This window comes from Limosilactobacillus reuteri subsp. porcinus (assembly GCF_036621895.1).
Lineage (GTDB): Bacteria > Bacillota > Bacilli > Lactobacillales > Lactobacillaceae > Limosilactobacillus > Limosilactobacillus reuteri_J.
The window spans coordinates 23,398-46,390 of sequence record NZ_LN887421.1; the positions used below are offsets into that span (position 1 = coordinate 23,398).

At 36.7% G+C, this 22,993-nt stretch carries 29 protein-coding genes; 27 read left to right on the forward strand and 2 right to left on the reverse strand.

From position 1 onward, the window contains the following. Window positions 1–22 precede the first annotated feature (22 nt). The 16 genes from AACL61_RS06105 to AACL61_RS06180 all read left to right on the forward strand — a co-directional run bounded on the left by AACL61_RS06105 (window position 23) and on the right by AACL61_RS06180 (window position 11,969). Window positions 23–1,873 carry a diol dehydratase reactivase subunit alpha gene (locus AACL61_RS06105; RefSeq protein WP_339111132.1) on the forward strand — a complete coding sequence of 617 codons (1,851 nt, stop codon included), beginning with the start codon at window positions 23–25 and terminating at the stop codon, window positions 1,871–1,873. Continuing rightward, on the forward strand, window positions 1,836–2,219 hold the full coding sequence (locus AACL61_RS06110) for a glycerol dehydratase reactivase beta/small subunit family protein (protein WP_180977154.1): 384 nt from the start codon (window positions 1,836–1,838) through the stop codon (window positions 2,217–2,219). The genes AACL61_RS06105 and AACL61_RS06110 overlap by 38 nt, the downstream gene beginning before the upstream one ends. Window positions 2,220–2,226: 7 nt before the next feature. Continuing rightward, window positions 2,227–2,802: a BMC domain-containing protein gene (locus AACL61_RS06115; protein WP_102816767.1), complete on the forward strand. Its 576-nt coding sequence runs from the start codon at window positions 2,227–2,229 to the stop codon at window positions 2,800–2,802. Window positions 2,803–2,814: 12 nt separating this feature from the next. Continuing rightward, window positions 2,815–3,105: a BMC domain-containing protein gene (locus tag AACL61_RS06120; protein ID WP_102816766.1), complete on the forward strand. Its 291-nt coding sequence runs from the start codon at window positions 2,815–2,817 to the stop codon at window positions 3,103–3,105. 28 nt (window positions 3,106–3,133) lie between these two features. Further along, window positions 3,134–3,778 (forward strand): phosphate propanoyltransferase, encoded by a 645-nt coding sequence (locus tag AACL61_RS06125; RefSeq protein ID WP_102816765.1) that lies wholly within the window; start codon window positions 3,134–3,136, stop codon window positions 3,776–3,778. Window positions 3,779–3,809: 31 nt separating this feature from the next. Then, window positions 3,810–4,313, forward strand: a complete 504-nt coding sequence (pduM, locus tag AACL61_RS06130) for a PduM family microcompartment protein (RefSeq protein ID WP_102816764.1) — start codon at window positions 3,810–3,812, stop codon at window positions 4,311–4,313. Further along, on the forward strand, window positions 4,295–4,573 hold the full coding sequence (locus AACL61_RS06135) for a EutN/CcmL family microcompartment protein (protein WP_012390621.1): 279 nt from the start codon (window positions 4,295–4,297) through the stop codon (window positions 4,571–4,573). The genes pduM and AACL61_RS06135 overlap by 19 nt, the downstream gene beginning before the upstream one ends. A gap of 20 nt (window positions 4,574–4,593) precedes the next feature. After that, a complete protein-coding gene (locus AACL61_RS06140; RefSeq protein ID WP_102816763.1) occupies window positions 4,594–5,181 on the forward strand; it encodes a cob(I)yrinic acid a,c-diamide adenosyltransferase in 588 nt (195 codons plus the stop codon). A gap of 2 nt (window positions 5,182–5,183) precedes the next feature. Next, entirely contained in the window at window positions 5,184–5,657 is a 474-nt protein-coding gene (locus AACL61_RS06145) for a GlcG/HbpS family heme-binding protein (RefSeq protein WP_102816762.1), read from the forward strand. 2 nt (window positions 5,658–5,659) lie between these two features. Further along, window positions 5,660–7,093, forward strand: a complete 1,434-nt coding sequence (gene pduP, locus AACL61_RS06150; RefSeq protein WP_102816761.1) for a CoA-acylating propionaldehyde dehydrogenase PduP — start codon at window positions 5,660–5,662, stop codon at window positions 7,091–7,093. A gap of 17 nt (window positions 7,094–7,110) precedes the next feature. After that, window positions 7,111–8,232, forward strand: coding sequence for a 1-propanol dehydrogenase PduQ (locus AACL61_RS06155; protein WP_180977153.1), 1,122 nt, complete (start codon window positions 7,111–7,113; stop codon window positions 8,230–8,232). Between the two features lie 23 nt (window positions 8,233–8,255). After that, window positions 8,256–9,443: an acetate/propionate family kinase gene (locus AACL61_RS06160; RefSeq protein WP_102816759.1), complete on the forward strand. Its 1,188-nt coding sequence runs from the start codon at window positions 8,256–8,258 to the stop codon at window positions 9,441–9,443. A gap of 15 nt (window positions 9,444–9,458) precedes the next feature. Further along, window positions 9,459–9,806 (forward strand): BMC domain-containing protein, encoded by a 348-nt coding sequence (locus AACL61_RS06165; RefSeq protein WP_102816758.1) that lies wholly within the window; start codon window positions 9,459–9,461, stop codon window positions 9,804–9,806. A gap of 72 nt (window positions 9,807–9,878) precedes the next feature. Further along, window positions 9,879–10,673: a tyrosine-protein phosphatase gene (locus AACL61_RS06170; protein ID WP_339111133.1), complete on the forward strand. Its 795-nt coding sequence runs from the start codon at window positions 9,879–9,881 to the stop codon at window positions 10,671–10,673. A gap of 97 nt (window positions 10,674–10,770) precedes the next feature. Next, on the forward strand, window positions 10,771–11,415 hold the full coding sequence (locus AACL61_RS06175) for a histidine phosphatase family protein (RefSeq protein ID WP_102816756.1): 645 nt from the start codon (window positions 10,771–10,773) through the stop codon (window positions 11,413–11,415). Then, window positions 11,412–11,969 (forward strand): cadmium resistance transporter, encoded by a 558-nt coding sequence (locus AACL61_RS06180; protein WP_102816755.1) that lies wholly within the window; start codon window positions 11,412–11,414, stop codon window positions 11,967–11,969. Before AACL61_RS06175 ends, AACL61_RS06180 begins: the two co-directional genes overlap by 4 nt. Here AACL61_RS06180 and AACL61_RS06185 read toward each other — a convergent pair. Further along, complete coding sequence (locus AACL61_RS06185) at window positions 11,962–12,390, reverse strand: EutP/PduV family microcompartment system protein (protein WP_102816754.1); 429 nt, start codon at window positions 12,388–12,390, stop codon at window positions 11,962–11,964. The two genes, AACL61_RS06180 and AACL61_RS06185, sit on opposite strands and share 8 nt — an antisense overlap. A gap of 107 nt (window positions 12,391–12,497) precedes the next feature. On the opposite strand from AACL61_RS06185, the gene AACL61_RS06190 reads away from it, so the two are divergent. Together AACL61_RS06190 and AACL61_RS06195 are read left to right on the forward strand one after the other, a co-directional pair. Further along, window positions 12,498–12,947: a flavodoxin gene (locus tag AACL61_RS06190; protein WP_339111134.1), complete on the forward strand. Its 450-nt coding sequence runs from the start codon at window positions 12,498–12,500 to the stop codon at window positions 12,945–12,947. Window positions 12,948–12,968: 21 nt separating this feature from the next. Further along, a complete protein-coding gene (locus AACL61_RS06195) occupies window positions 12,969–13,811 on the forward strand; it encodes a GNAT family N-acetyltransferase (protein WP_102816752.1) in 843 nt (280 codons plus the stop codon). 33 nt (window positions 13,812–13,844) lie between these two features. Here the strand turns inward: AACL61_RS06195 and AACL61_RS06200 are convergent, their stop codons facing one another. Continuing rightward, entirely contained in the window at window positions 13,845–14,411 is a 567-nt protein-coding gene (locus AACL61_RS06200; protein ID WP_102816751.1) for a cob(I)yrinic acid a,c-diamide adenosyltransferase, read from the reverse strand. A 354-nt stretch (window positions 14,412–14,765) separates the two neighbouring features. Between AACL61_RS06200 and AACL61_RS06205 the strand changes: the two genes are divergently transcribed. The 9 genes from AACL61_RS06205 to AACL61_RS06245 are packed head-to-tail and all read left to right on the forward strand — an operon-like array spanning window position 14,766 to window position 22,987. Continuing rightward, window positions 14,766–15,866 (forward strand): pyridoxal phosphate-dependent aminotransferase, encoded by a 1,101-nt coding sequence (locus tag AACL61_RS06205; protein WP_229276451.1) that lies wholly within the window; start codon window positions 14,766–14,768, stop codon window positions 15,864–15,866. Beyond that, window positions 15,863–17,227: a cobyrinic acid a,c-diamide synthase CobB gene (locus AACL61_RS06210; protein WP_102816749.1), complete on the forward strand. Its 1,365-nt coding sequence runs from the start codon at window positions 15,863–15,865 to the stop codon at window positions 17,225–17,227. Before AACL61_RS06205 ends, AACL61_RS06210 begins: the two co-directional genes overlap by 4 nt. Further along, on the forward strand, window positions 17,224–18,183 hold the full coding sequence (cbiB, locus tag AACL61_RS06215) for an adenosylcobinamide-phosphate synthase CbiB (RefSeq protein ID WP_339111135.1): 960 nt from the start codon (window positions 17,224–17,226) through the stop codon (window positions 18,181–18,183). The genes AACL61_RS06210 and cbiB overlap by 4 nt, the downstream gene beginning before the upstream one ends. A 5-nt stretch (window positions 18,184–18,188) precedes the next feature. Then, on the forward strand, window positions 18,189–18,872 hold the full coding sequence (locus tag AACL61_RS06220; protein ID WP_102816747.1) for a cobalt-precorrin-8 methylmutase: 684 nt from the start codon (window positions 18,189–18,191) through the stop codon (window positions 18,870–18,872). Next, window positions 18,853–20,004 (forward strand): cobalt-precorrin-5B (C(1))-methyltransferase CbiD, encoded by a 1,152-nt coding sequence (cbiD, locus tag AACL61_RS06225; RefSeq protein ID WP_102816746.1) that lies wholly within the window; start codon window positions 18,853–18,855, stop codon window positions 20,002–20,004. The genes AACL61_RS06220 and cbiD overlap by 20 nt, the downstream gene beginning before the upstream one ends. After that, on the forward strand, window positions 20,001–20,603 hold the full coding sequence (locus tag AACL61_RS06230; RefSeq protein WP_102816745.1) for a cobalt-precorrin-7 (C(5))-methyltransferase: 603 nt from the start codon (window positions 20,001–20,003) through the stop codon (window positions 20,601–20,603). The genes cbiD and AACL61_RS06230 overlap by 4 nt, the downstream gene beginning before the upstream one ends. Then, window positions 20,596–21,165 (forward strand): decarboxylating cobalt-precorrin-6B (C(15))-methyltransferase, encoded by a 570-nt coding sequence (locus tag AACL61_RS06235; protein ID WP_102816744.1) that lies wholly within the window; start codon window positions 20,596–20,598, stop codon window positions 21,163–21,165. Before AACL61_RS06230 ends, AACL61_RS06235 begins: the two co-directional genes overlap by 8 nt. 2 nt (window positions 21,166–21,167) lie before the next feature. Continuing rightward, the gene (locus tag AACL61_RS06240) at window positions 21,168–21,929 is read left to right on the forward strand and encodes a cobalt-precorrin-4 methyltransferase (RefSeq protein ID WP_102816743.1); all 762 of its coding nucleotides are present in this window, start codon (window positions 21,168–21,170) and stop codon (window positions 21,927–21,929) included. Between the two features lie 2 nt (window positions 21,930–21,931). Then, on the forward strand, window positions 21,932–22,987 hold the full coding sequence (locus AACL61_RS06245) for a cobalt-precorrin 5A hydrolase (RefSeq protein ID WP_102816742.1): 1,056 nt from the start codon (window positions 21,932–21,934) through the stop codon (window positions 22,985–22,987). Window positions 22,988–22,993: the final 6 nt, after the last annotated feature.

Sequence of the window (22,993 nt, forward strand, 5' to 3'; positions counted from 1 at the left end):
GTCAGAGTAGGGAGTTTTATATATGTCAACTGAAAAAGTAATTGGTGTTGATATTGGGAATTCTTCCACTGAAGTTGCATTAGCAGATGTAAGTGATAGTGGGCAAGTTCACTTTATTAACTCTGGTATTGCTCCTACTACTGGGATTAAAGGTACTAAGCAAAATCTAGTCGGAATTAGGGATTCAATTACTCAAGTTCTGAATAAATCTAATCTGACAATCAACGATATTGATTTAATTCGAATCAACGAAGCTACGCCAGTTATTGGTGATGTTGCAATGGAAACTATCACAGAAACAGTTGTAACAGAATCAACAATGATTGGACATAATCCTGATACACCAGGCGGTATAGGAACAGGAGCCGGGATAACAGTTCGTTTACTCGACCTCTTAAAGAAAACTGATAAGAGCAAAAACTATATTGTTGTAGTTCCTAAGGATATTGATTTTGAAGATGTCGCTAAGCTTATAAATGCATATGTTGCCTCTGGTTACAAAATTACAGCAGCAATTCTAAGAAACGACGATGGTGTCTTAGTTGATAATCGGCTAAATCATAAAATTCCAATTGTTGATGAAGTTGGTATGATTGACAAGGTTCCACTAAATATGTTGGCAGCTGTAGAAGTTGCTGGTCCTGGGCAAGTAATTTCACAGCTTTCAAATCCATATGGCATTGCTACATTATTTGGACTAACTCCAGAAGAGACTAAGAATATTGTTCCGGTTTCACGTGCCCTTATTGGGAACCGTTCGGCTGTTGTTATTAAAACTCCAGCTGGGGATGTTAAAGCACGTATAATTCCGGCAGGTAAGATCATAATTAATGGTGATACTGGAAAAGAAGAAGTTGGAGTTTATGAAGGTGCCAACGCCATTATGAAAAAGGTTTCTAGTTTCCGCCATATTAACAACATAACTGGTGAATCTGGAACTAATGTTGGAGGAATGCTGGAAAATGTTCGGCAAACAATGGCAGATCTTACAGGAAAGAAAAATAACGAAATTGCAATCCAAGATTTACTTGCTGTTGATACTCAAGTACCGGTTGAGGTCCGAGGCGGTCTAGCTGGTGAATTTTCAAATGAGTCAGCAGTTGGAATCGCGGCGATGGTTAAGTCAGATCATCTTCAAATGGAAGTTATTGCTAATCTTATTGAAAAAGAATTTAATACTAAGGTTGAAATTGGCGGTGCTGAAGTTGAATCTGCCATTCGCGGAGCACTTACAACGCCAGGAACGGATAAACCTATTGCAATTCTTGATTTGGGAGCGGGTTCAACAGATGCTTCAATTATTAACAAAGAAGATGAGACTGTTGCAATCCACTTAGCCGGTGCTGGTGATATGGTAACGATGATTATTAATTCTGAACTGGGATTGAACGATATTCACCTTGCAGAAGATATTAAACGTTATCCATTAGCCAAAGTAGAAAATCTTTTCCAAATCCGGCATGAAGATGGTTCTGTTCAATTCTTTGAAGATCCATTACCGTCTTCACTATTTGCCAAAGTTGTAGTAATTAAACCAGATGGATATGAACCAGTAACAGGGAATCCAAGTATTGAAAAAATTAAGCTAGTTCGTCAGAGTGCAAAGAAACGAGTTTTTGTTACTAATGCATTACGAGCACTTAAGTATGTTAGTCCAACAGGAAATATCCGTGACATTCCGTTTGTTGTAATTGTCGGTGGTTCAGCTTTAGATTTTGAAATTCCGCAACTTGTTACCGATGAATTAGCACATTTTAATTTAGTTGCTGGTCGAGGAAACGTTCGTGGAATTGAAGGACCACGAAACGCTGTTGCAACTGGATTGATATTAAGGTATGGCGAAGAAAGAAGGAAGCGTTATGAACAACGATGATTCACAACGTCCCTCAATTGTCGTCGGACTAGAAAATGGAACAATGATTCCGGAGAGTGCCAAGCCACTGTTTTACGGAATTGAAGAAGAACAGATCCCAGTCTCGGTTAGAGAAATCAATGTAGATAGTGCTGTTGCAAGAGCATATCAATCAGCTCTTGCATCACGACTATCTGTAGGAATTGCTTTTGAAGGAGATCATTTTATTGTTCATTATAAGAACTTAAAGGAGGATCATCCTTTATTCGATATGATAGTCGATGATAAAAAGCAATTACGGATTTTAGGAGCAAATGCAGCGAGATTAGTAAAAGGAATTCCTTTTAAGGAAATGGCAAACAGGTGATTTAATTATGAAGTCTTTGGGCTATGTAGAATGTAATGGATTATCTGGCGCTATTGTTGCTGCTGACCGGATGCTAAAGACTGCAGATGTTGAACTTAGTAGTATTCAAAATACAAAAGGTAATGGATGGGTCACCTTACAAGTTTCTGGTGAACTGTCAGCGATAACAGTTGCAGTTCAAGCTGTAAAAGACTATTTACCTGATGTATATGTAACATCAGTGGTAATAGGTCGTCCAGCAACAGGGTTGAACTCCTTGGGTAAAACAGATTTATTACAACCAAATCCAGAAAAGAAGCAAAATGAAAAGATTGCTGAAAAGAGGGCGGTTGCTAAACCATCCTCAACTACAGAAGAGGAAGTAAAGAAGAGTGAAAATTCTGATGAATCTGGGGTTCAAGCTGAGCAATCATTAGATGAGAAAGAAAAAGTTGAAGATTCAGAATTGTCTAATGATAAACAAGATACCAACTCTGATGACAATGAAGTCACATGCAATATGTGTGGAGATCCAAAATGCCCACGGAAATTAGGAGAGCCACATAAGAAATGTATCCATTACAACGATTTAAAGAAAAAGTAGGAGGAAATAATTATGAATAACGCTTTAGGAATGATTGAAACACGAGGATTAGTTGCATCTATTGAAGCTGCTGATCAAATGGTAAAGGCTGCCAACGTAACATTAACTGGTCAAGAAAAGATTGGTAGTGGATTGGTAACTGTTATGATTCGTGGTGATGTCGGTGCCGTAAAGGCTGCTGTTGATGCGGGTGTACAAGCTGCTGAAGGTGTCGGTGAAGTTGTATCATCTTACGTAATTCCTCGTCCACATGAAGAAGTTGAAAAGATTTTACCAGGTGGCTTAGACTCAAACGCTGAATAATAAATTTTAATAAAAAGGAAGATTACGTATGGATGAAGAACATTTAAGAGCACTTATCCGGACGATTGTTAGAGAAACACTTAATCCTAACCTAGTTCCAATTGGTGTTTCAAATCACCATGTACATTTGACGGAAGAAGACTTTCAAAAGCTATTCCCTGGTCAAAAGATTGAAATGCTAAAGAAACTTCGTCAACATGCGGACTTTGCTGCAAAGCAAACAGTTGATTTGGTCGGACCTAAGGGCACCATTGAACATGTTCGTCTAATGGGACCTTTCCGTTCACACTCACAAGTAGAAATTGCTCGTTCTGAAAACTTTACACTAGGAATTGATGCACCGATTAGAATGTCAGGTGATCTTGATGGCACTCCTTCTATTAAGGTTCGCTCACCATATGCAGAAATTGAAATCCAAGGTGTAATTGTTGCAAAGCGACACATCCACATGAGTTTAGAAGATGCCAAGCGCTTTGGCGTAAAACTCGGAGATTCAATGCAGGTTGAAGTAGACGGCGATGGGGGGCGTAAAACTATTTTTGATGACGTAGTTGCTCGTCCTCGTGAAGACTTTGTTCTTGAAATGCACATTGATACTGATGAAGCCAATGCTGCTAACGTCGGACTAGGCAATAATTCTTTCGGAAAAGTTATTATTAAGAAGAAAAATTAACTTTTTAAGAAACTACCAAGGGGGTGAATAGATGGATAACCTAGTACAACAGGTTATGCAACGATTAGAAGAGCGAAAGCATACAAGTGTGAAAGTTACTTTTAATCATCAAGTTGCCCCACCTAGTGAACAGATTTTTTTGAGAAACGGAAAAGTTATTCTAAAAGATGTTTCGATTGAGTTAATAACGGACTTATATTCAATGGAAAAGACTAATACCTGGGTTAAATGGGTATTAGAAGGAATTAGCTATGATGTTAAGTTTTACTTTTTAATTAATGAACAGATGGTTAATTTCATTCCACGGATGATGATTTTGGACTGGCCGATTTTGTTTGTTGTAAATAACGAATCGCCAATGATTGCCAGTTATAATCGGGTTATTACCAGAGGAGAGATCGCTGCTAAACCAGATAAATCGATCCTTGTTAGATATCAAAAACAACGTATTACAGATGAAGCAGTTGATATCTGTAATTATAAAAAAATTAAAATAAAGATTAGGACTGAAGAAAATTGTATATGGCGAGAGTAGTAGGTAGTGTTGTTGCAACCCAAAAGGATCCATCCTTGGTTGGAAAAAAGCTGATGATAGTTCAACAGATTAATTCGGACCAACAACCAGTTCGATTTGAACAAGTTGCCGCTGATACAGTAAATGCTGGAATTGGCGATAATGTATTAATAGTCCGTGGTGCCGGTGCAAGACGTGCTGATAAAGAACGCGATGAGGACCAGGTAAGGGACGTTAATGACTGTACGATTGTTGGAATAATTGACCGTTTTGACAAGTAGTGTGCATTGGAGGCATCAAAATGGCTATTTACACAAAAGGTGGTGACAAGGGAGAAACAAGTTTATTCGATGGAACAAGGGTACCTAAGGATTCATTACGAGTTGAAACTTATGGAACCTTTGATGAATTAAACGCTAATATTAGTTTGGCAGATAAGTTCTGTGAAAGTGAACGTAATAAGAAACTTTTACAAGAGATCGAATATAAAATGTTTTTCCTTCAAGGTGAGATAGCGACAGAGAAACGGCAGTACTTTACTGATAAAAGTAAGATTATTACCGATGAAGATACTCGAAAACTTGAAAAGGTTATTGATAAATATACATCGGAACTGCCACCTGTTCATAGTTTTATCTTACCTGGTTCAAGTACTGCGGGTGCACAACTTCATGTTTGTCGAACAATCTGTCGTCGAGCAGAACGACTATTTGTACGACTATCAAAGAATGTAAAATTTCGTCCAGAGCTAGAAAGATATATTAACCGTTTATCGGATTTCTTATATATTGTAGCGCGTGATGAAGACTATGAAGATTTATTAAATAGTGTAACTGATGACGTATTAAAAATTTATAAACGTTATCAAGAAGAAAAGGATGTGCGTTAAGAATGAACGAGGAACAAATTAGTAAGATTGTTGAAAGCGTAATCAATAATAATGCTTCTAAAAATCTATTTGATCGGCACAAAATGGAAAAGGTAATCGATGCGGCTGTAGCTCGTGCTAATGAATTGGGTGTTGGTGTAACAATCGCCATTATGAAGGCTGATCAAGTATTACAAATGAGCTATCATATGCCAAATGCTAACTTGGTAAGTTGTACTTTAGCTCCTAAGAAGGCATGGTCAGCATTAGCAATGAAGGAACCTACTAAGGATATTAGTAAGGATATCCAACCAGGTGCTGGATTATACCAAATGGAAACTATGCTTGATGGTAAGTTAGCATCTTTTGCCGGTGGTATTCCATTAAAGATTAACGATGAAATTATCGGTTCAATCGGTGTTAGTGGTGGATTGGTTGAAGAAGATCAATCAATCTGTGAAGCTGCTGTTGCAGAATTTTTGAAGGAGAGTAAGTAAATATGCAGATTAATGATATTGAAAGTGCTGTACGCAAAATTCTTGCCGAAGAACTAGATAATGCCAGCTCTTCAAGCGCAAATGCTGCAGCTACTACTGATGATGGTCATCGCGGAATTTTCACTAATGTCAATGATGCAATTGCTGCTGCCAAGGCTGCTCAAGAAGTATATCGTGACAAGCCAATTGCTGTTCGTCAACAAGTAATTGATGCCATTAAGGAAGGATTCCGTCCATATATCGAAAAGATGGCTAAGGATATTAAAGAAGAAACAGGAATGGGAACTGTAGAGGCTAAAATTGCTAAGCTAAATAATGCCTTGTACAACACTCCTGGTCCCGAGATCCTTGAACCAGTTGTTGAAAACGGTGACGGTGGAATGGTTATGTATGAACAGTTACCATACGGTGTTATTGGTGCAGTTGGCCCAAGTACAAATCCTTCAGAAACTGTAATCGCTAATGCAATCATGATGCTTGCTGGTGGTAATACTCTCTACTTTGGTGCTCACCCTGGTGCAAAGAATATTACTCGTTGGACAATTGAAAAGATGAATGACTTTATTGCTGATGCAACAGGCCTTCATAATTTAGTTGTAAGTATTGAAACACCAACAATTGAATCTGTTCAACAAATGATGAAGCACCCTGACATTGCAATGTTAGCAGTAACTGGTGGCCCAGCTGTTGTTCATCAAGCAATGACCAGTGGTAAGAAAGCGGTTGGTGCTGGTCCTGGTAATCCTCCTGCAATGGTTGATGCTACTGCTGATATTGATTTAGCTGCTCATAATATCATTAAGTCTGCTTCATTTGATAATGATATTTTATGTACTGCTGAAAAGGAAGTAGTTGCAGAAAGCAGCATTAAAGATGAATTAATCCGTAAGATGCAAGATGAAGGTGCCTTTGTAGTTAACCGTGAACAAGCCGATAAATTAGCTGATATGTGTATCCAAGAAAATGGTACTCCTGATCGTAAATTCGTTGGTAAGGACGCAACTTACATCCTAGACCAAGCTAATATTCCTTACACAGGTCATCCAGTTGAAATTATTTGTGAACTCCCTAAGGAACATCCATTGGTAATGACCGAAATGCTTATGCCAATCTTACCAGTTGTTTCTTGTCCAACATTTGATGATGTATTGAAAACTGCTGTAGAAGTTGAAAAGGGTAACCACCATACGGCTACTATTCACTCCAACAACCTTAAGCACATTAACAATGCTGCTCATCGTATGCAATGTTCAATCTTTGTTGTCAATGGTCCATCCTATGTTGGTACTGGTGTTGCTGATAATGGTGCTCACTCAGGTGCTTCAGCATTAACAATTGCTACACCAACTGGTGAAGGAACATGTACTGCACGGACATTTACTCGTCGGGTTCGTTTGAACTCACCACAAGGATTCTCAGTACGTAACTGGTATTAATGGGAGGCATAATTCCAATGGAAAAATATAGTATGCCAACCCGGATTTATTCGGGAACAGATAGTTTGAAAGAACTGGAGACACTTAATAATGAACGTATTTTATTAGTTTGTGATTCTTTCTTACCTGGTAGCGATACCTTAAAAGAAATTGAGAGTCACATTAATAATAGCAATAAGTGTGAAATCTTCTCTGATGTTGTCCCTGATCCACCACTAGATAAGATTATGGAAGGGGTTCAACAGTTTCTTAAGCTTAAGCCAACAATTGTGATTGGCATCGGTGGTGGGTCAGCCATGGATACTGGTAAAGGAATTCGTTTCTTTGGCGAAAAGTTAGGTAAATGCAAGATCAATGAATATATTGCTATCCCAACAACAAGTGGTACTGGTTCAGAAGTTACGAATACTGCGGTTATTTCTGATACAAAAGAACATCGTAAAATTCCTATTTTGGAAGATTATTTGACACCTGATTGTGCTTTACTAGATCCTAAACTAGTTATGACTGCTCCTAAGAGTGTAACTGCATATTCAGGAATGGATGTTTTAACCCATGCACTTGAATCTTTAGTTGCTAAGGATGCAAATTTATTTACAGTTGCATTATCAGAAGAAGCAATTGATGCGATTACTAAACACTTAGTTGAATGTTATCGTCACGGCGATAATGTAGATGCTCGTAAGATTGTTCATGAAGCATCAAATATTGCCGGAACTGCATTTAATATTGCCGGATTAGGGATTTGCCACTCAATTGCACACCAATTAGGAGCTAATTTCCATGTCCCACATGGTTTGGCTAATACAATGCTATTACCATATGTTGTTGCATATAATGCTGAACACAGTGAAGAAGCATTGCATAAGTTTGCAATTGCTGCTAAGAAAGCTGGAATTGCTGCTCCTGGCGTAGGCGATCGTCTTTCGGTAAAGCGACTAATTGCTAAAATTCGGGAGATGGCACGTCAAATGAATTGTCCGATGACTCTTCAAGCATTCGGTGTTGATCCTGCTAAAGCTGAAGAATTAGCTGATACTGTTGTTGCAAATGCAAAGAAAGATGCAACATTCCCTGGTAATCCAGTAGTTCCTTCGGATGATGATTTAAAGATGGTTTACGAAGCAGTAATTCGTTAATTTAGTTTATTTGGAGTGATTTGATGTCTAAGAAAATACTTGCAATTAATTCTGGTAGTTCTTCAATTAAGTTTAAACTTTATTTAATGCCAGAAGAAAAATTATTAATTAGTGGCTCTGCTGAAAATCTTGGTTCTTCTACAAGCCAGCTTTCGTACAAAACTGACAAAACGAGTGAAACTAGACAAGTTCCGCTAAAAAATCACTCAGAGGCAATTGATCAGATTATTGATATTTTAATGTCTAGTGGTGTGGTTAAGGATAAATCTGAAATTTATGGTGTAGGACACCGAATTTCACATGGTGGAAGCTACTATACTCATGCAGTAGCAGTCACTCCAGAAGTAGAAAAACGAATTGATGAATTAAAAGTGCTATCTCCATTGCATAATCCTAATGGTTTAGCAGGAATTAAAGCATTTGAAAAATTTCTTCCTGATGCAAAAGAAGTTGTAACTTTCGATAATTCGTTCCATCATACTATTCCTAAAAAAGCTTATATGTATGCTTTACCATATGAGTTTTATGAGAAGTACCAAATCAGACGTTACGGTTTTCATGCTCCTTCTCATCAATACGTTTCTGAAAAAGCCCGCGAACTTTTTGGCAAAGAAAAGACTCGCCGGATGATTACATGTCACCTAGGAAATGGTTCAAGCATCTCCGCAATTTTGGATGGTAAATCTGTTAACTCTTCAATGGGATTTACCCCATTAGCTGGTGTTGTAATGGGAACACGATGTGGTGATATTGACCCAGAAATTATTCCATTTCTTGAGGAAAAACTTAATATTGATTCTCATGAAATACGCCGGATAATGAATGAAGATTCTGGATTGAAGGGACTTTCAGGTATCTCAAATGATGAACGAGAAATTGAAAGTGCAGCTAAAAACGGCAATGAACGTGCACAATTAGCCTTAGATGTATTCGTTCATTCAATTCAACAATACATCGGTGCATATACAACTGATTTAGATGGTTTAGATACTTTAGTGTTTACGGCCGGTATTGGTGAACATGCGGCATATATTCGAAGTCAAATTTGTAAGAATCTTGATTATCTTGGAGTCAAAATTGATGAAGAGAAGAACAAAAATAATGAATTAAGTATTGAAGCTGCAGATAGTAAGGTTAAAGTAGCGGTTATTCCAACTAATGAAGAAATTATCATTGCTCGTGATGTAATGAAGGTAACTCAACAACAATAAGATGGGGATGGTGTTATGGCTAGGCAAGATATCAAACGGACAATTCAGGAATATGTTCCTGGAAAACAAGTGACATTGGCACATATTGTTGCTAATCCCACACCTGATATCTATGAAAAATTGGGAATTCAGACCCCTAAAAATGCGCTAGGAATATTAACAATAACACCTAGTGAAGCCTCAATTATTGCTGGTGATATTGCAACGAAATCTAGCAACGTAACATTAGGGTTTATTGATCGTTTTAGTGGTTCGGTTGTAATTGTGGGAGAAGTTTCCGAAGTTGAGTCGGCCTTACGTCACGTTGTTGATAAACTACAAACGTTACTGGGATTTGATGTTCCTGAAATTACACGAACATAGTATTAGAAGTGTATTCATTTACTTTAACGTGTAGTAGGTGAATACACTTTTTAGAAAGGAGGGAGATGCAATATGGCGAATCATCAACGAATCTTAGAATTTGAAAATGGTTTTAATTTTCGGGATCTTGGTGGTTATAGAACTACTAATGGCAAGAGTTTGAAATGGAATAATCTTGTTCGTTCTGCGCATCTCTCCTATTTTACGCATGCTGAGCAACGAAAGCTTTATGGATATGGTATTAGAACAATTATTGACTTCCGTTCAACTTCCGAAGTGGCTTTGTATCCCGACCAATTAACATCATTCATGAATTATATCCGGATCCCAGTCTTTGATAACGATCTTACTGAAAGTAATATTAGTGTTACCGAAGCACGAAAAAGCTTTTCAAAGGATTCTCAAGCGGGTCTTAATCGCATGATGGAAGTATATTGTCAATTTGTTACTGACGAGAAAGCACAAGAAGCATTTCACACTTTTATTAAAAAATTATGTCTACATTCAGCGCAGGGTGGTGTTTTATTTCATTGTTCTGCTGGGAAAGACCGCACTGGTTTGGGAGCAATTTATTTATTAAATCTTCTACAAGTTCCAGCAGATATAATTTATCAAGATTATATTTTAACTAATAAAGCATCAACAAAAATGATAAAAGAACGGTTACGCTATGCTGTGAAGAATGACTTGGGTGATAACTATCTTCACTCAATTTACGATCTTTCAACGGCAAATAGGTGTTATTATGATCAAGCAATCTCTCTCATTAATAATAAATATGGTGGAATGACTTCTTACTTAAAAGATGTGTTACAAATTAGCAATTCAATGGTTGAACAACTAAGGTACTTATATCTAACAAAGTGAGTTTAAAGCTTAGTAAAATTTAAAAGTCATTGATATAATAATGGCTAAAAAAGAGGCTAAAATTGAATAGCCTCTTTAATATACATAATTATTATGGGTGGATGGTAAGAATGACAACTTTTTTTTAATTCGTCACGGGGAAACATATGCTAATCGATTGAACTATATTCAGGGTACATTAAATGATGAGTTAACAAGCCTAACTAAACGGGGAATGCTGGAAGCAGCAAATTATCAAAAAATATTTGATAATAATCAAATCGATTATGTTTATACAAGTCCATTAAAACGAGCTGTGAAAACTAGTGAGATCATTTGCGCGACGACTAATATTAAGCTCCGAGTGGATGAACGTCTAGCAGAAATATCTTATGGTAAATGGAATGGGGCAGATATTAGTAAATTAAAACAACAGTATTCGATGTATTTTGATGTTGAAACAAATGATGTGCGACCACATTCAATTTTGATAAATCAAGGTGAGACATTTGAACATGCTCGTACGCGAATATGGTCGTTTTTATTAGATGTATCTCACAGATATCCGCAAAAAAGTATTTTAATAATTACACATGGTTGGATAATAAAGAACATCATTTCATTATGCCTGGAAAATATTGATGGGACGGCATTCAAAAATCCCAATAATCTAAGTATTAGTAAGATTCAATTGAATCCAGCCTTAAAGCAACAACGAATATGTTATTATAATCGACCATTTATAGGGACGATGGTGTTATGAGCCTTATTGCAATTCTTTTAATATTTGTAGGACTTAATATCGATACATTTATTGCATTATTATTTCTTTTGCGAAACTACAATTACCGGTTACCAATTCTTGGCTTTGGAGCAGCAACCTTTATTTTATGGATCTTGGGCGTGGCTTTAGGAAAAGGACTAGCTTTCCTTTTTCCCGATTGGATCACAGGATTTATGGGCATTGTCTTGATCTTTATAGCGCTCTTTGAACAAGATGATGAAAAAAAGACAACTAATACTGGCTTTTTCTCATTACTTCTATTTTGCTTAAGCCTTGGTGGGGATAACCTTGCTGTTTATATTCCATGGGTGGTTAATCTTAGCTGGAGTCAGATTATATATGTAGGAATAATTTTTGAAATTTGTTCTGTCCTATTAATTCTATTAGGAAAACTATTTATTTCGGTAAAACCTGTGGCGTATTTACTAGAAAAATATGGTAATTATGGAAGCAAAATCGTCTATATTTTAGCAGGTTTATATATTATTTGGAATAGTCATTTAATTAGTCATCTTATTAGAATCTTTAATTAAGTTCAGCGACTAGCTTATCAATATTAATATTTTCAATTGCTGAAACAGGAATTACCTTTTTTACCCCAGCACTTAATAGAAGGTTTTTGGAATATTCAATGTCGGCGGGATCTTTTACAAGGTCAATCTTTGTAATTACCCCTAGAGTAGGTTTGGAAAACATTGAACAGAAACCGGCTGGGAAAACAAGTCGTTTATCAACAGCGCTTTGCAATAAGACAACAATATCAGCATCCACCGAGGTTACACGCAACGTGCTCATCATATTGTGGTGTTCCATATATTCACCTGGTGTATCAATAATATTTGATGAGAATTCAATTGCTTGTGTTTTATTATATTTGATTTGTTGGTTCTCTAACCGTTGCGTAAGAGTTGTTTTGCCACATGCGATTGCTCCAATAAACATAGTTCGTTTCATAATTAAATACCTCCACCCAATTCTACAAAAATATACTATTCATCTGTATTATAATAAAAACGGTTACACATAGCCATAGATATTAAAAGATTAGTGAGGAATTATAGATGCTAACAGCACACGTAGTTTATGCCACAATGACTGGTAATAATGAAGAAGTAGCAAATATTGTATGTGATAGTCTAACTAATTTAAATGTTAAAGTTACGGAGTCTGAGATATCGCAAACTGATGTAGCGGATTTTATGAAGGCCGACATTTTAGTTGTTTGTGCTTATACGTATGATGAAGGGGCAATGCCAGAAGAAGGACTTGATTTTTATGATGATCTACAATCAACAGATTTAACTGGCAAAGTCTATGGTGTTGCAGGTTCTGGCGATAAATTTTATGGTGAGTATTTTAATACGACGGTTGATCATTTTGATGATGCCTTTAAAAAAGCTGGTGCCACATCAGGCGCAGAGAAAGTAAAGATTGATCTTGAACCGTATGAAGAAGATATAGAACGTTTGAACGAGTTTGCGAAAGAGTTAGTAAAAACAGCCTCGAAGTAAATGCAGAGAAGGGATGATAAAATGGCAAAGGTTGGCGTATTGATTGGTAGTTTAAGTACCAAATCCTATAGTAGAAAAGTTGCAGAGTATTTTACTTCATTACCAAGTAACTTACAATTTGTGGAACTAAAGTATTCTATGTTGCCATTTTATAATCCTGACTTTGAGCATCAGAATACGCCAGTTGAATGGCAAGCTTTTCGTAAAGCAGTTGATAGCATGGATGCATTATTAATAGTGACGCAGGAATACAATTATTCGCTGCCTGGGGGATTAAAGAATGCACTAGATGTTCTTTCCGTCCCTTCACCGAATCAACATTTACTAGGGAAGCCTGTTTTGGCAATTACTGATTCAGCAGGAGAAAAAGGCGGAATAATAGCTAATGCTCATCTTCATCAAGTGCTCCGTTACCTGGGAATGAAAGTAATGAATTGCACGATTGCGATTGGTAATGTTCAATCAGTTTTTAAAAATGGTGATAATCATAATCCTAAATTAGCTGAAAGATTACGAGATGATATTAAAGATTTTGAACAATTTATCAATGAAAGCAGCTTATCACATCAATCGTGTGTCGATATGACTTATAAGTTTAGCTATCAACCTGGAGAATTAGCTTTACTAAATGATGAAGGCGAGAAAATTACGACAATTGAGTTAAGAAATCTAAAAAATAAGGTTATTGCAATTGAAGAGGTTCAAGTTAATAAAAATTATCGTGGTCAAGGATTAGCTAATGAAATTATGACTTTACTAATGTGGTTGGTAGAAGGAGCTGACAGTAAGATAAAAGCTAATTGTTCATTTGCCAAAAGTTATCTTGAAACTCGTCCACAATTTAATAATATTGTTGAGAAATAAAAAGAACCGAGACTTTTTCATCTCGGTTCTTTTTTAATGGAAAACATCTTTACTGTTTCGATATAACACATCTGGTTGTTGTTCTAAGTAGTTAGCATATCGAGCTGCTGCAAAAAAGTAATCTGAAAGACGATTAATAAAGATTAGCACGTCTTGGTTGATTTGTTCCTCTCGCATTAATTGAACAATTTGACGTTCAGCACGCCGCGTAATAGTCCGTGCTACATGAAGAGCAGATGCTAGTTGCGTCCCACCAGGAAGAATAAACTTCTTTACTGCTGGAACAGTTTGGGTATAACTATCAATTTTTCCTTCTAGCCAAGCTGTTGGTTGTTCTTGTTTAAATGCAAAAGAATGACGTTCATCATCTACTGGAGTTGCTAAATCATGTCCGCAATCAAATAATAACTGTTGAATTTCCTCTAATTCATCGGCTAATACTTGAGTATGTGAATTAATTAAAGATTTTGTATAGCCTACCCAAGAATTTAATTCATCAACTTCCCCGTATGCTTCAACCCGTGGATCACTTTTATAGAGGATTTGCTTACCAATAATCCTAGTTTGTCCCTTGTCGCCATTTCTTGTATAAATCTTCACCGTTTATCCGTCCTCTCAATTATTTTTGTTTTATTTTAGCCTAAAAAGGCTGGCTTTAATAACGCTTTCATGGGAATTTATTAAATAATACTAGTTTTTTTAAAATCCAACAAAAAACTTGTTATTATAAGAACTGAATACTAACTAAAAAGAAAAATTATAAAAAAATACAAATAATATAACAAAAAAATGCCAAAACATTGACCACAAGAAAAGATGGTTAATGTTTTTTTTACTTCTTCAAATACTAATGATGCTTATTCGTCTTATGTGTTGTTAAGTATTGAACTATTGATCTGAAAATCGTAGTTTTATAGATGAAAAATAGAGAAAACGGTTTCTTTAAATTGGTAGGTGATTTTTTTGGAAAATAATATCCATCACGGGGGAGATATTGAGCAAGTTGCTACTCAACTGAATATTCCTATTGAAGAAGTTAAAGATTTTAGTGCAAATATTAATCCTCTGGGTTTTCCATCAGATTTATGGAATGTGTTAGTCCAATCTTTTGCTAATATTGAAGTTTATCCCAACCCAGAGTATCCAGAATTGAAAACAGCAATTGCTAATCATTTTCATGTTAATAATGATGATGTATTTGTCGGTAATGGGGCATCAGAAGTATTAGATGAAACAATTCAAGCTGAAAAAGCGACAGATGCATTAGTTTTAGCGCCTACGTTTGGTGAATATGAACGATTTTTTAGTCGTATTGGGATAAAAGTTCATTATTATCAATTACACGAAGAAAATAATTTTTTATGTGATATTCCAACGATGATTGAACAACTAAAAGCACATCGTGAAATTACAATTATTTGTTTGGCAAGTCCTAATAATCCTACTGGTCAAATAATAGCGTCAAAGGATCTTCGTAAATTAGTTGATTTTTGTAATCATCATCACCGCCTTTTGATCTTAGATGAAGCTTTTATCGACTTAACAGTTAATGAACAAGAAAGTTTTATTAATGAACTTGAACCTGAGGATAATGTTTACATTATCCGAGCAGCCACTAAATTTTTTGCAATTCCAGGTTTAAGGCTAGGATATTGCATTACCAAAAATGAAAAATTGAAAAAGTTACTTAAAGTTCAAGAAAATACTTGGTCAGTAAACGGAATTGCAGATGTTTTTGGTCAAAATATGTTTAGAGCGAAGAAATATATTAGATTAACGCATGACTGGCTAAATACTCAGCAACCAGCATTATATCAGGCGCTACAAGGAATATCTGAAATAAAAGTTTTCCCAAGCGCTACTAACTTCTTTTTATTTAAAAGTAATGATTTGACATTAAGAGAAAAAATGATTAGGCACCATCTTTTGATTCGCCAATGTGATGATTATGTTGGACTGGGGTCACAATATTACCGAGTAGCTGTTAAGGGACCACAGGATAATGTTTTATTAGTTAAGACGTTAAAACAAGTGTTAGGACGTGAGTCGGGATGAAAAAATTTCTAATTGCTGGTGTAACAAGTGGATCTGGGAAAACTACTGCTGTTTTAGGTATCTTAAAAGCTTTAAATAAAAAATATAAAATTCAGTCATATAAAGTTGGTCCAGATTATATCGATACAAAATTTCATACAAGAATAACTAACCTGCCAACCAGAAACCTTGATAACTATCTCGTACCTGATCCCCAAGTTTTGAACTATATTTTTACCACTGATACGGAAAATATTGATTTAGGAATCGTTGAAGGTGTGATGGGACTTTATGATGGCTTAGGAACGGATAAAGATGCTTATTCAACGGCTAGTATTGCCAAACAATTAAATATCCCAGTTATTTTAGTTATTAATGCTAGAGCAACATCAACATCAGCGGCAGCAATCTTAAAGGGTTTTATTGATTTTGATGAAAAAGTACCGATAAAAGGCGTAATCGTTAACAATGTGATGAGTGAAAATCATTACAAGCTGGTTGCTGGTGCAATTCATCGTTATCTCAATCTTCCTGTTTTAGGATATTTACCCCATGACGTAACAGTGAGTTTACCTTCCCGCCAATTGGGGCTGGTTCCTGATGATGAGTTACCAGACGTTGACAGAAAAATAACAAAAATTGCTGAAAGCGTAAAGAAGCATGTTAATCTAGATAAGCTACTTTCGCTGGCCGCACCAACCCCTAAAATATTTGCGGATCCATTTGATATTCAGCGAGTAAACCTTCGCCTAGGGATTGCTAAGGATGAAGCATTCAATTTTTACTATGCTGACAATTTACGATTGCTGAAAAAAACTGGTGTGAAGCTAGTACCATTCAGTCCCATTAATGACCAGCACTTGCCTAAGGTGGATGCCTTATATTTCGGTGGCGGTTATCCCGAAGAATTTGCTTCAGAATTAGCAGCAAACCAATCTTTAAAACAAGAAATTCGTGAGTTTTCATTAGCAGATAAGCCAATTTATGCTGAGTGTGGCGGACTAATGTATCTCGGCAAGGTATTAAAGCAAGGGGAAAATGACTTTCCTATGGTCGGGATCTTTAATGGTGTAAGTGAGATGACACCACGGCTTAAGAAATTTGGCTATTGTGAGGCCTATCCGCAGATAAATTGTTTGTTAGGAAATAAAGATCAAAAAATAGTTGGGCATGAATTCCATCATTCTACGTTTAAACAGTTAGATCAACAATTAAAACCGGTTCTAATAATGAAGAAAGTTCGTGATGGTCAAGTCGTTGATACCTGGTCAGGCGGATATCAGGTTAGAAAGACATTTGCAAGCTATTTACATGTCCATTTTTATCAAGATGCAAAGTTGTTTACTCAATTTCTAAGTAATTTAGGAGCTGATCTACAATGAACATTCTCATTATGGTTTTGCTTGCATTTTTCCTGGACCTCTTACTTGGAGATCCTCACTCATGGCCTCATCCAGTTAAATTGATTGGGCACTTAATTGCATGGCTAAAAAAGTGTTTCAACCGTCCCAATTATTCATCAAGAAAGAAAAAGTGGCTCGGAGCATTAACCTGGTTAATAACGGTGGGTGGCTCAGGATTAATTACGTATATTGTCATGAAAGTTACAACAGTTAACTATTATTTGTACATGATTGTCGGAACTTACCTGAGTTATACCTGTATTTCCGCTCGTCAACTAGCGATTGAAGCAGAGAAGATTATGAAGAGCCTTAAGCAAAATAACTTGAAGAAAGCTCGCCAGCAGGTGGGAATGATTGTAGGACGTGATACTAATCAATTAAGTGCTGAAGAGGTAACAAAAGCAACGATTGAAACAGTTGCTGAAAATACTAGTGATGGTGTAATCGCGCCACTGTTCTTTTTGGTAATTGGTGGTCCAGTTTTAGGAATAATGTATAAAGCCATAAATACTTTAGATTCGATGATTGGTTATCAGAATGAAAAATTCCGCGCTTTTGGGGAGGTATCTGCCCGAATTGATGACATTGCAAATTATGTTCCAGCACGAATCACATGGTTATTACTGATCATTAGCAGTTGGTTGTTACGTGATGACACTCGGGAGGCAATTGCTGTAGGTGAACGTGATTGTGAGAAGCATTTAAGTCCCAATAGTGCTTTTAGTGAAGCAGTTGTTGCAGGCGCCTTACATTTGCAATTAGGTGGTCCACATTATTATTTTGGCGAATTAGTTAAAAAACCGTACATCGGTAATGATCATCTTATAATTGCTGCAAATTGGCATTTAAAAAGAACAATTACAATGTTATACCTTACATCATTCCTGGGATTATGTGGATTTGAACTTATACGATTCTTAATAGTTTGGAAGTGAAGAAAATGGAAAAAGAAAGCTATATTACAGTACCTCATAAAATAACAGACAGAAGTTTTCAAATCATTCAAGAAGAGATCGACAAAATTGACCCGCATTATAAATTTGATAGTCCATTACAAGAAGCAGTAATCAAAAGGGCAATTCATACGACAGCAGATTTTGATTATTTGAAAAATTTGAAATTTACGCATGATGTATTAAATAAATTAAAACATGTCCTATTAAATCAAGGGGTTATCTATACCGATACCACAATGGCTTTATCAGGAATTAACAAACGGCGCCTTGATAAATTAGGTGTTGATTATCATTGTTTAATCCGGGACCCGCGGGTAATTCAATTAGCCCAAGAAAAGGGAATTACCCGTTCAATGGCGGCTGTTGAAATTGCTGCTAACGATCCACGAGAAAAGATATTTATTGTTGGAAATGCACCAACTGCCCTTTGTGAAATCATTGAACTTGTTAATGACGGACAACTTAAAGTGGCTGCGGTAATTGGTGTTCCGGTTGGTTTTGTTGAAGCTGCTGAGAGTAAGCAAGCTTTGTATGAATCAGATATACCCGCAATTGCTGCTCTCGGTCGAAAAGGCGGAAGTAATCTTGCTGCAGCCCTTATAAATGCGGTGATGTATAACATGGATATTAAGAATTTAGGTGATGAGTATGGCCGTCACACCAAATAATAACGCTGAAGATAATTTTGTTTATTACAACGGGCGAAAATTACGAAAGGGTTTTACAACTGGCACTACAGCTACTGCGGCAACTGTAGCTGCTATCAGGACTTTGCTGAATCAAGAACCACAAGAAACGGTTACTGTTCATGCCGCTAATGGAAAGGTTGCAATCTTTGATGTCGAGCAAACTGACTTCGATAAAAAAACAGCCAGTTGCGCCATAAAAAAAGATGGTGGTGATGATCAAGATGCAACAGATGGAGCGCTTATCTTTGCCACAGTCAGTTTACGTTCCGATAATGAAATTCATTTAGACGGTGGAAAAGGAGTCGGACGTGTAACTAAAGAAGGACTAGCGAATAAGCCGGGGATGCCAGCGATTAACCCAACACCACGGCGAGTGATTAAAGAAGCGGCCCGAAAAGAGTTAGGGCCTGATCTTGGTGCAAACATCGTTATTTCTGTACCAGAGGGCGAAAAAATAGCTAAATTAACCTACAATCCGCGACTTGGAATTGTTGGTGGAATTTCCATTCTAGGAACCAGTGGAGTTGTTACTCCGATGTCTGAATCCAGCTGGAAACATTCAATTTCAATTGAAATGAATATTCATCGTAAGCGAGGCGATAAAGCAATTGTTTTAGTACCAGGAAATTATGGTGAAGACTTTGCTAAAGATGAGCTAGGAATTGCTGATGATAAGATCGTCCAAATGAGTAACTTTGTTGGTTATGTTCTCCATGAAACACAACGCTTAAAGTTCAATAAAGTTTTAATCGTTGGTGATCTTGGCAAAATGATCAAAGTTGCTGCGGGAATTTTCTCAACTCATAGCAAAGATGCTGATGCACGAGCAGAGGTTATGGTTGCAAATCTGGCATTAATGGGTGGCGTGCCGACTGAATTTCTGCGAAAAATTAATAACTGCTTAACTACTATTTCTATGATTAAGCTTATTAATCAAGCTGGCTATCAGGATGTTTATCAAATTATTGTTGACAAAATTAAAAAGCGGACAGAAAAACTTTTAGCCCACCGAGAGCCACATGTTGAAATCGATGCAGTGATTTTTTCACGGGAAAGTGGCTTTTTAGCGGCAAGTAAACCAGTACAAGAGATTAAGGATGAGTGGCAATGATAGTGGTATTAGGAATTGGTCCTGGTAATGAAAATTATCGTTTACAAGGGATGACAAAATATTTGGCTAAAGCCGATGTTGTAATTGGTTCAAAACGGCAATTAATGACAATTCCTGCAGTTCCTGCCAACAAGAAAATGGCTTTACCACGGTTAGCAGCATTGAAGACTTATTTTGAAGAACATCCAGACCAAAATAATGTGTTATTAGCATCGGGAGATCCACTGTTATATGGGATTGGAACTTGGATAACGGCCAACATCCGTAATCAAAAAATAAAAATTATTCCCGGAATTAGTTCCATTCAGTACATGTTTCACCATTTGAAATTGTCGATGAATGATTGTTATTTGACAAGTAGTCATGGGCGAATCCCTGATTTCGACTTCTTATTACAACATTCTAAAGTCGGTATGGTTACTGATCAGCAGCTGGGCCCCTTTGAAATTGGTCAAGAGATAAAAAAACGGGGATTACACCGCAAAATTTATGTTGGGGAACGACTAAGCTATCCAGATGAAAAAATAACGCAATACGATGAAACAACGATTGAGCAACGAAAATATGAAATGAATGTGGTGGTTATTACAAATGCGTGATGATGAATTTTTAAGAAATAAGGTTCCGATGACAAAATCAGAAGTTCGAGCAATCAGTATTGATAAGTTGGAACTTAGTGATAAGAATACCTTTCTCGATATTGGGGCTGGAACAGGTAGTGTCAGTATTCAAGCAGCTCGCGAATTTCCAAATTTAAATGTAACAGCAATTGAAATGAACGATGCGGGGATTGACATTATCAAACAAAATATTAATAAGTTTAACTTACATAATATCAACTTAATCAAAGGGATCGCCCCTCAAGATATTCCTAATCAGAAATATGATGCAATTTTTGTTGGTGGTAGCGGAGCACAATTAGATGGAATTATTAAGTTTGCTAGCACACATTTAACTGTTAACGGAACAATAGTCCTGAACTTTATTTTGTTTGAAAATGCAATGCAAGTCGAAAAGCTATTAACAGCAGCAGGCTTCAAGAAAATTGAAATGGTTGAAGTTGGTGTATTGCGTTGGCACCAATTAGGGAAAGGACATTTCTTTAAACCAAATAATCCAACAATTATCGTTAATGCTAAAAATATAGAAAGGATTGATTAATTATGGCAATTGTTAGTTTTGTAGGAGCTGGTCCGGGTGAAACAGATCTTATTACGTTAAAGGGATACAAGTTATTGGCAGCAGCTGATGTTGTAATCTATGCTGGATCGTTAATTAATAAGGATCTATTAAATTACTGTAAAGCAGATGCCGAAAAATATGATAGCGCTAAAATGACACTAGACGATATTGTGGACCGGATGGAGGAAGCAGTAAAAGATGGAAAGTCAGTTGTCCGGTTACAAACTGGTGACTTCTCAATTTATGGTTCGATTCGCGAGCAAATTGAAGAAATGAAGAAACGGGATATTAAGTACCAATGCGTTCCTGGTGTTAGTTCATTCCTTGGTGCCGCGTCAAGCATGGGCGTAGAATATACGGTTCCCGAAGTAGCGCAAAGTGTAATCATTACGCGGATGGCAGGACGGACACCTGTGCCAGAGAAGGAATCCTTAAAGTCGTTAGCTCAACATCAAACTTCAATGGTGATTTTCTTATCTGTTCAAGGCATTAAGAAAGTTGTTTCGCAATTAGAAGAGGGAGGATACTCAGAAGACACGCCAGCTGCTGTTATTTATAAGGCAACTTGGCCAGATGAAAAGGTCGTTAGGGGAACATTAAGTGATATTGCTGAAAAGGTGCATGATGCTGACATTCGACGAACAGCCTTGATTATGGTCGGTAAGTTCTTAGGTGATGAATATAATTATTCTCATTTATATGATGCAAGCTTCAGTACAATGTTCCGGAAAAAGAGTAAGTAATTATGAAAAACCTTGCTGTGATTGCTTTAACCCAGGGTGGTGCTTCGACGGCAAGAAGTTTGAAAAGCCGGGTAAAAAAACAAGGATATAAGGTAGACCTTGTTTTACCCCAACGCTTAGCTCGAGATGATGAAAATTATTATTCACGAGGTGCTTTTACCGCAACAATCCACCATCTTTTTAAAAAATATGATTGTATCGTTTGCATTATGGCAACAGGAATTGTCGTTCGTGCATTGGCTGATGTGATTATTGATAAAACAGTTGATCCAGCAGTTGTTGTAATGGACGAAAAAGCACGGCATGTTATTAGTTTACTTTCTGGGCATGTCGGTGGAGCTAATGAATGGACAAGGTTAATTGCTAGATTAATGAGATCAGAACCAGTAATTACAACCGCAACTGATACGGAAAAGGTTCAATCATTGGATGTTTTGGCTAAAAAGGTCAATGGATGGTATCCCAACTTTAAAGAAAATACAAAAGCGATCAATCGTCGTTTAGCAGAAGGAAAAGTTGTGGAACTCTTTATTGAGTCGTACTTAACACAATATATTAACCAGTTCAGTGGATTTAAGGTACTAACTAGGATTAAAGATCATGAACCGGGAGTGCCATTAATTATTGTTTCAGATCATACTGGTTTTTCAAAAAGTTCTGATGTAATTCATGTAGTTCCCCGGGTAAATGTCTTAGGAATTGGGTGCCGAAAGGATATCACAATTGCAATGGTGCAGCAAGCATTTACAGAATTTTGCCAACAACACCAATTGTTGTGGAAATCATTCGTTAAAGTAGCATCAATTGATATTAAAAGGCATGAAGGAGCAATTCAATATTTAGCAACAACTTTAGGAATTGCAGCTGAATTTTATCCAGCTGCAGAATTACAAGAAGCTAGTCAAAATTATCCAGAATCTGCTTTTGTAAAAAAGACAGTGGGAGTTGGTAATGTTGCGTGTGCTGCTGCTGATTATGCTAGTGGAGAACGGAATGTAACACAACGGTATGCAAATCATGAAATTACGTTGGCGCTTAGCCGCTTACATGAAGTTTAGGAGGAA

What these genes read in the sequence shown, in the direction of transcription:
- AACL61_RS06105 (WP_339111132.1), top strand. Translation starts at nt 23, where the DNA reads ATGTCAACTGAAAAAGTAATTGGTGTTGATATTGGGAATTCTTCCACT.
- AACL61_RS06110 (WP_180977154.1), top strand. Translation starts at nt 1,836, where the DNA reads ATGGCGAAGAAAGAAGGAAGCGTTATGAACAACGATGATTCACAACGT.
- AACL61_RS06115 (WP_102816767.1), top strand. Translation starts at nt 2,227, where the DNA reads ATGAAGTCTTTGGGCTATGTAGAATGTAATGGATTATCTGGCGCTATT.
- AACL61_RS06120 (WP_102816766.1), top strand. Translation starts at nt 2,815, where the DNA reads ATGAATAACGCTTTAGGAATGATTGAAACACGAGGATTAGTTGCATCT.
- AACL61_RS06125 (WP_102816765.1), top strand. Translation starts at nt 3,134, where the DNA reads ATGGATGAAGAACATTTAAGAGCACTTATCCGGACGATTGTTAGAGAA.
- pduM (WP_102816764.1), top strand. Translation starts at nt 3,810, where the DNA reads ATGGATAACCTAGTACAACAGGTTATGCAACGATTAGAAGAGCGAAAG.
- AACL61_RS06140 (WP_102816763.1), top strand. Translation starts at nt 4,594, where the DNA reads ATGGCTATTTACACAAAAGGTGGTGACAAGGGAGAAACAAGTTTATTC.
- AACL61_RS06145 (WP_102816762.1), top strand. Translation starts at nt 5,184, where the DNA reads ATGAACGAGGAACAAATTAGTAAGATTGTTGAAAGCGTAATCAATAAT.
- pduP (WP_102816761.1), top strand. Translation starts at nt 5,660, where the DNA reads ATGCAGATTAATGATATTGAAAGTGCTGTACGCAAAATTCTTGCCGAA.
- AACL61_RS06155 (WP_180977153.1), top strand. Translation starts at nt 7,111, where the DNA reads ATGGAAAAATATAGTATGCCAACCCGGATTTATTCGGGAACAGATAGT.
- AACL61_RS06160 (WP_102816759.1), top strand. Translation starts at nt 8,256, where the DNA reads ATGTCTAAGAAAATACTTGCAATTAATTCTGGTAGTTCTTCAATTAAG.
- AACL61_RS06165 (WP_102816758.1), top strand. Translation starts at nt 9,459, where the DNA reads ATGGCTAGGCAAGATATCAAACGGACAATTCAGGAATATGTTCCTGGA.
- AACL61_RS06170 (WP_339111133.1), top strand. Translation starts at nt 9,879, where the DNA reads ATGGCGAATCATCAACGAATCTTAGAATTTGAAAATGGTTTTAATTTT.
- AACL61_RS06180 (WP_102816755.1), top strand. Translation starts at nt 11,412, where the DNA reads ATGAGCCTTATTGCAATTCTTTTAATATTTGTAGGACTTAATATCGAT.
- AACL61_RS06185 (WP_102816754.1), bottom strand. Translation starts at nt 12,390, where the DNA reads ATGAAACGAACTATGTTTATTGGAGCAATCGCATGTGGCAAAACAACT.
- AACL61_RS06190 (WP_339111134.1), top strand. Translation starts at nt 12,498, where the DNA reads ATGCTAACAGCACACGTAGTTTATGCCACAATGACTGGTAATAATGAA.
- AACL61_RS06195 (WP_102816752.1), top strand. Translation starts at nt 12,969, where the DNA reads ATGGCAAAGGTTGGCGTATTGATTGGTAGTTTAAGTACCAAATCCTAT.
- AACL61_RS06210 (WP_102816749.1), top strand. Translation starts at nt 15,863, where the DNA reads ATGAAAAAATTTCTAATTGCTGGTGTAACAAGTGGATCTGGGAAAACT.
- cbiB (WP_339111135.1), top strand. Translation starts at nt 17,224, where the DNA reads ATGAACATTCTCATTATGGTTTTGCTTGCATTTTTCCTGGACCTCTTA.
- AACL61_RS06220 (WP_102816747.1), top strand. Translation starts at nt 18,189, where the DNA reads ATGGAAAAAGAAAGCTATATTACAGTACCTCATAAAATAACAGACAGA.
- cbiD (WP_102816746.1), top strand. Translation starts at nt 18,853, where the DNA reads ATGGCCGTCACACCAAATAATAACGCTGAAGATAATTTTGTTTATTAC.
- AACL61_RS06230 (WP_102816745.1), top strand. Translation starts at nt 20,001, where the DNA reads ATGATAGTGGTATTAGGAATTGGTCCTGGTAATGAAAATTATCGTTTA.
- AACL61_RS06235 (WP_102816744.1), top strand. Translation starts at nt 20,596, where the DNA reads ATGCGTGATGATGAATTTTTAAGAAATAAGGTTCCGATGACAAAATCA.
- AACL61_RS06240 (WP_102816743.1), top strand. Translation starts at nt 21,168, where the DNA reads ATGGCAATTGTTAGTTTTGTAGGAGCTGGTCCGGGTGAAACAGATCTT.
- AACL61_RS06245 (WP_102816742.1), top strand. Translation starts at nt 21,932, where the DNA reads ATGAAAAACCTTGCTGTGATTGCTTTAACCCAGGGTGGTGCTTCGACG.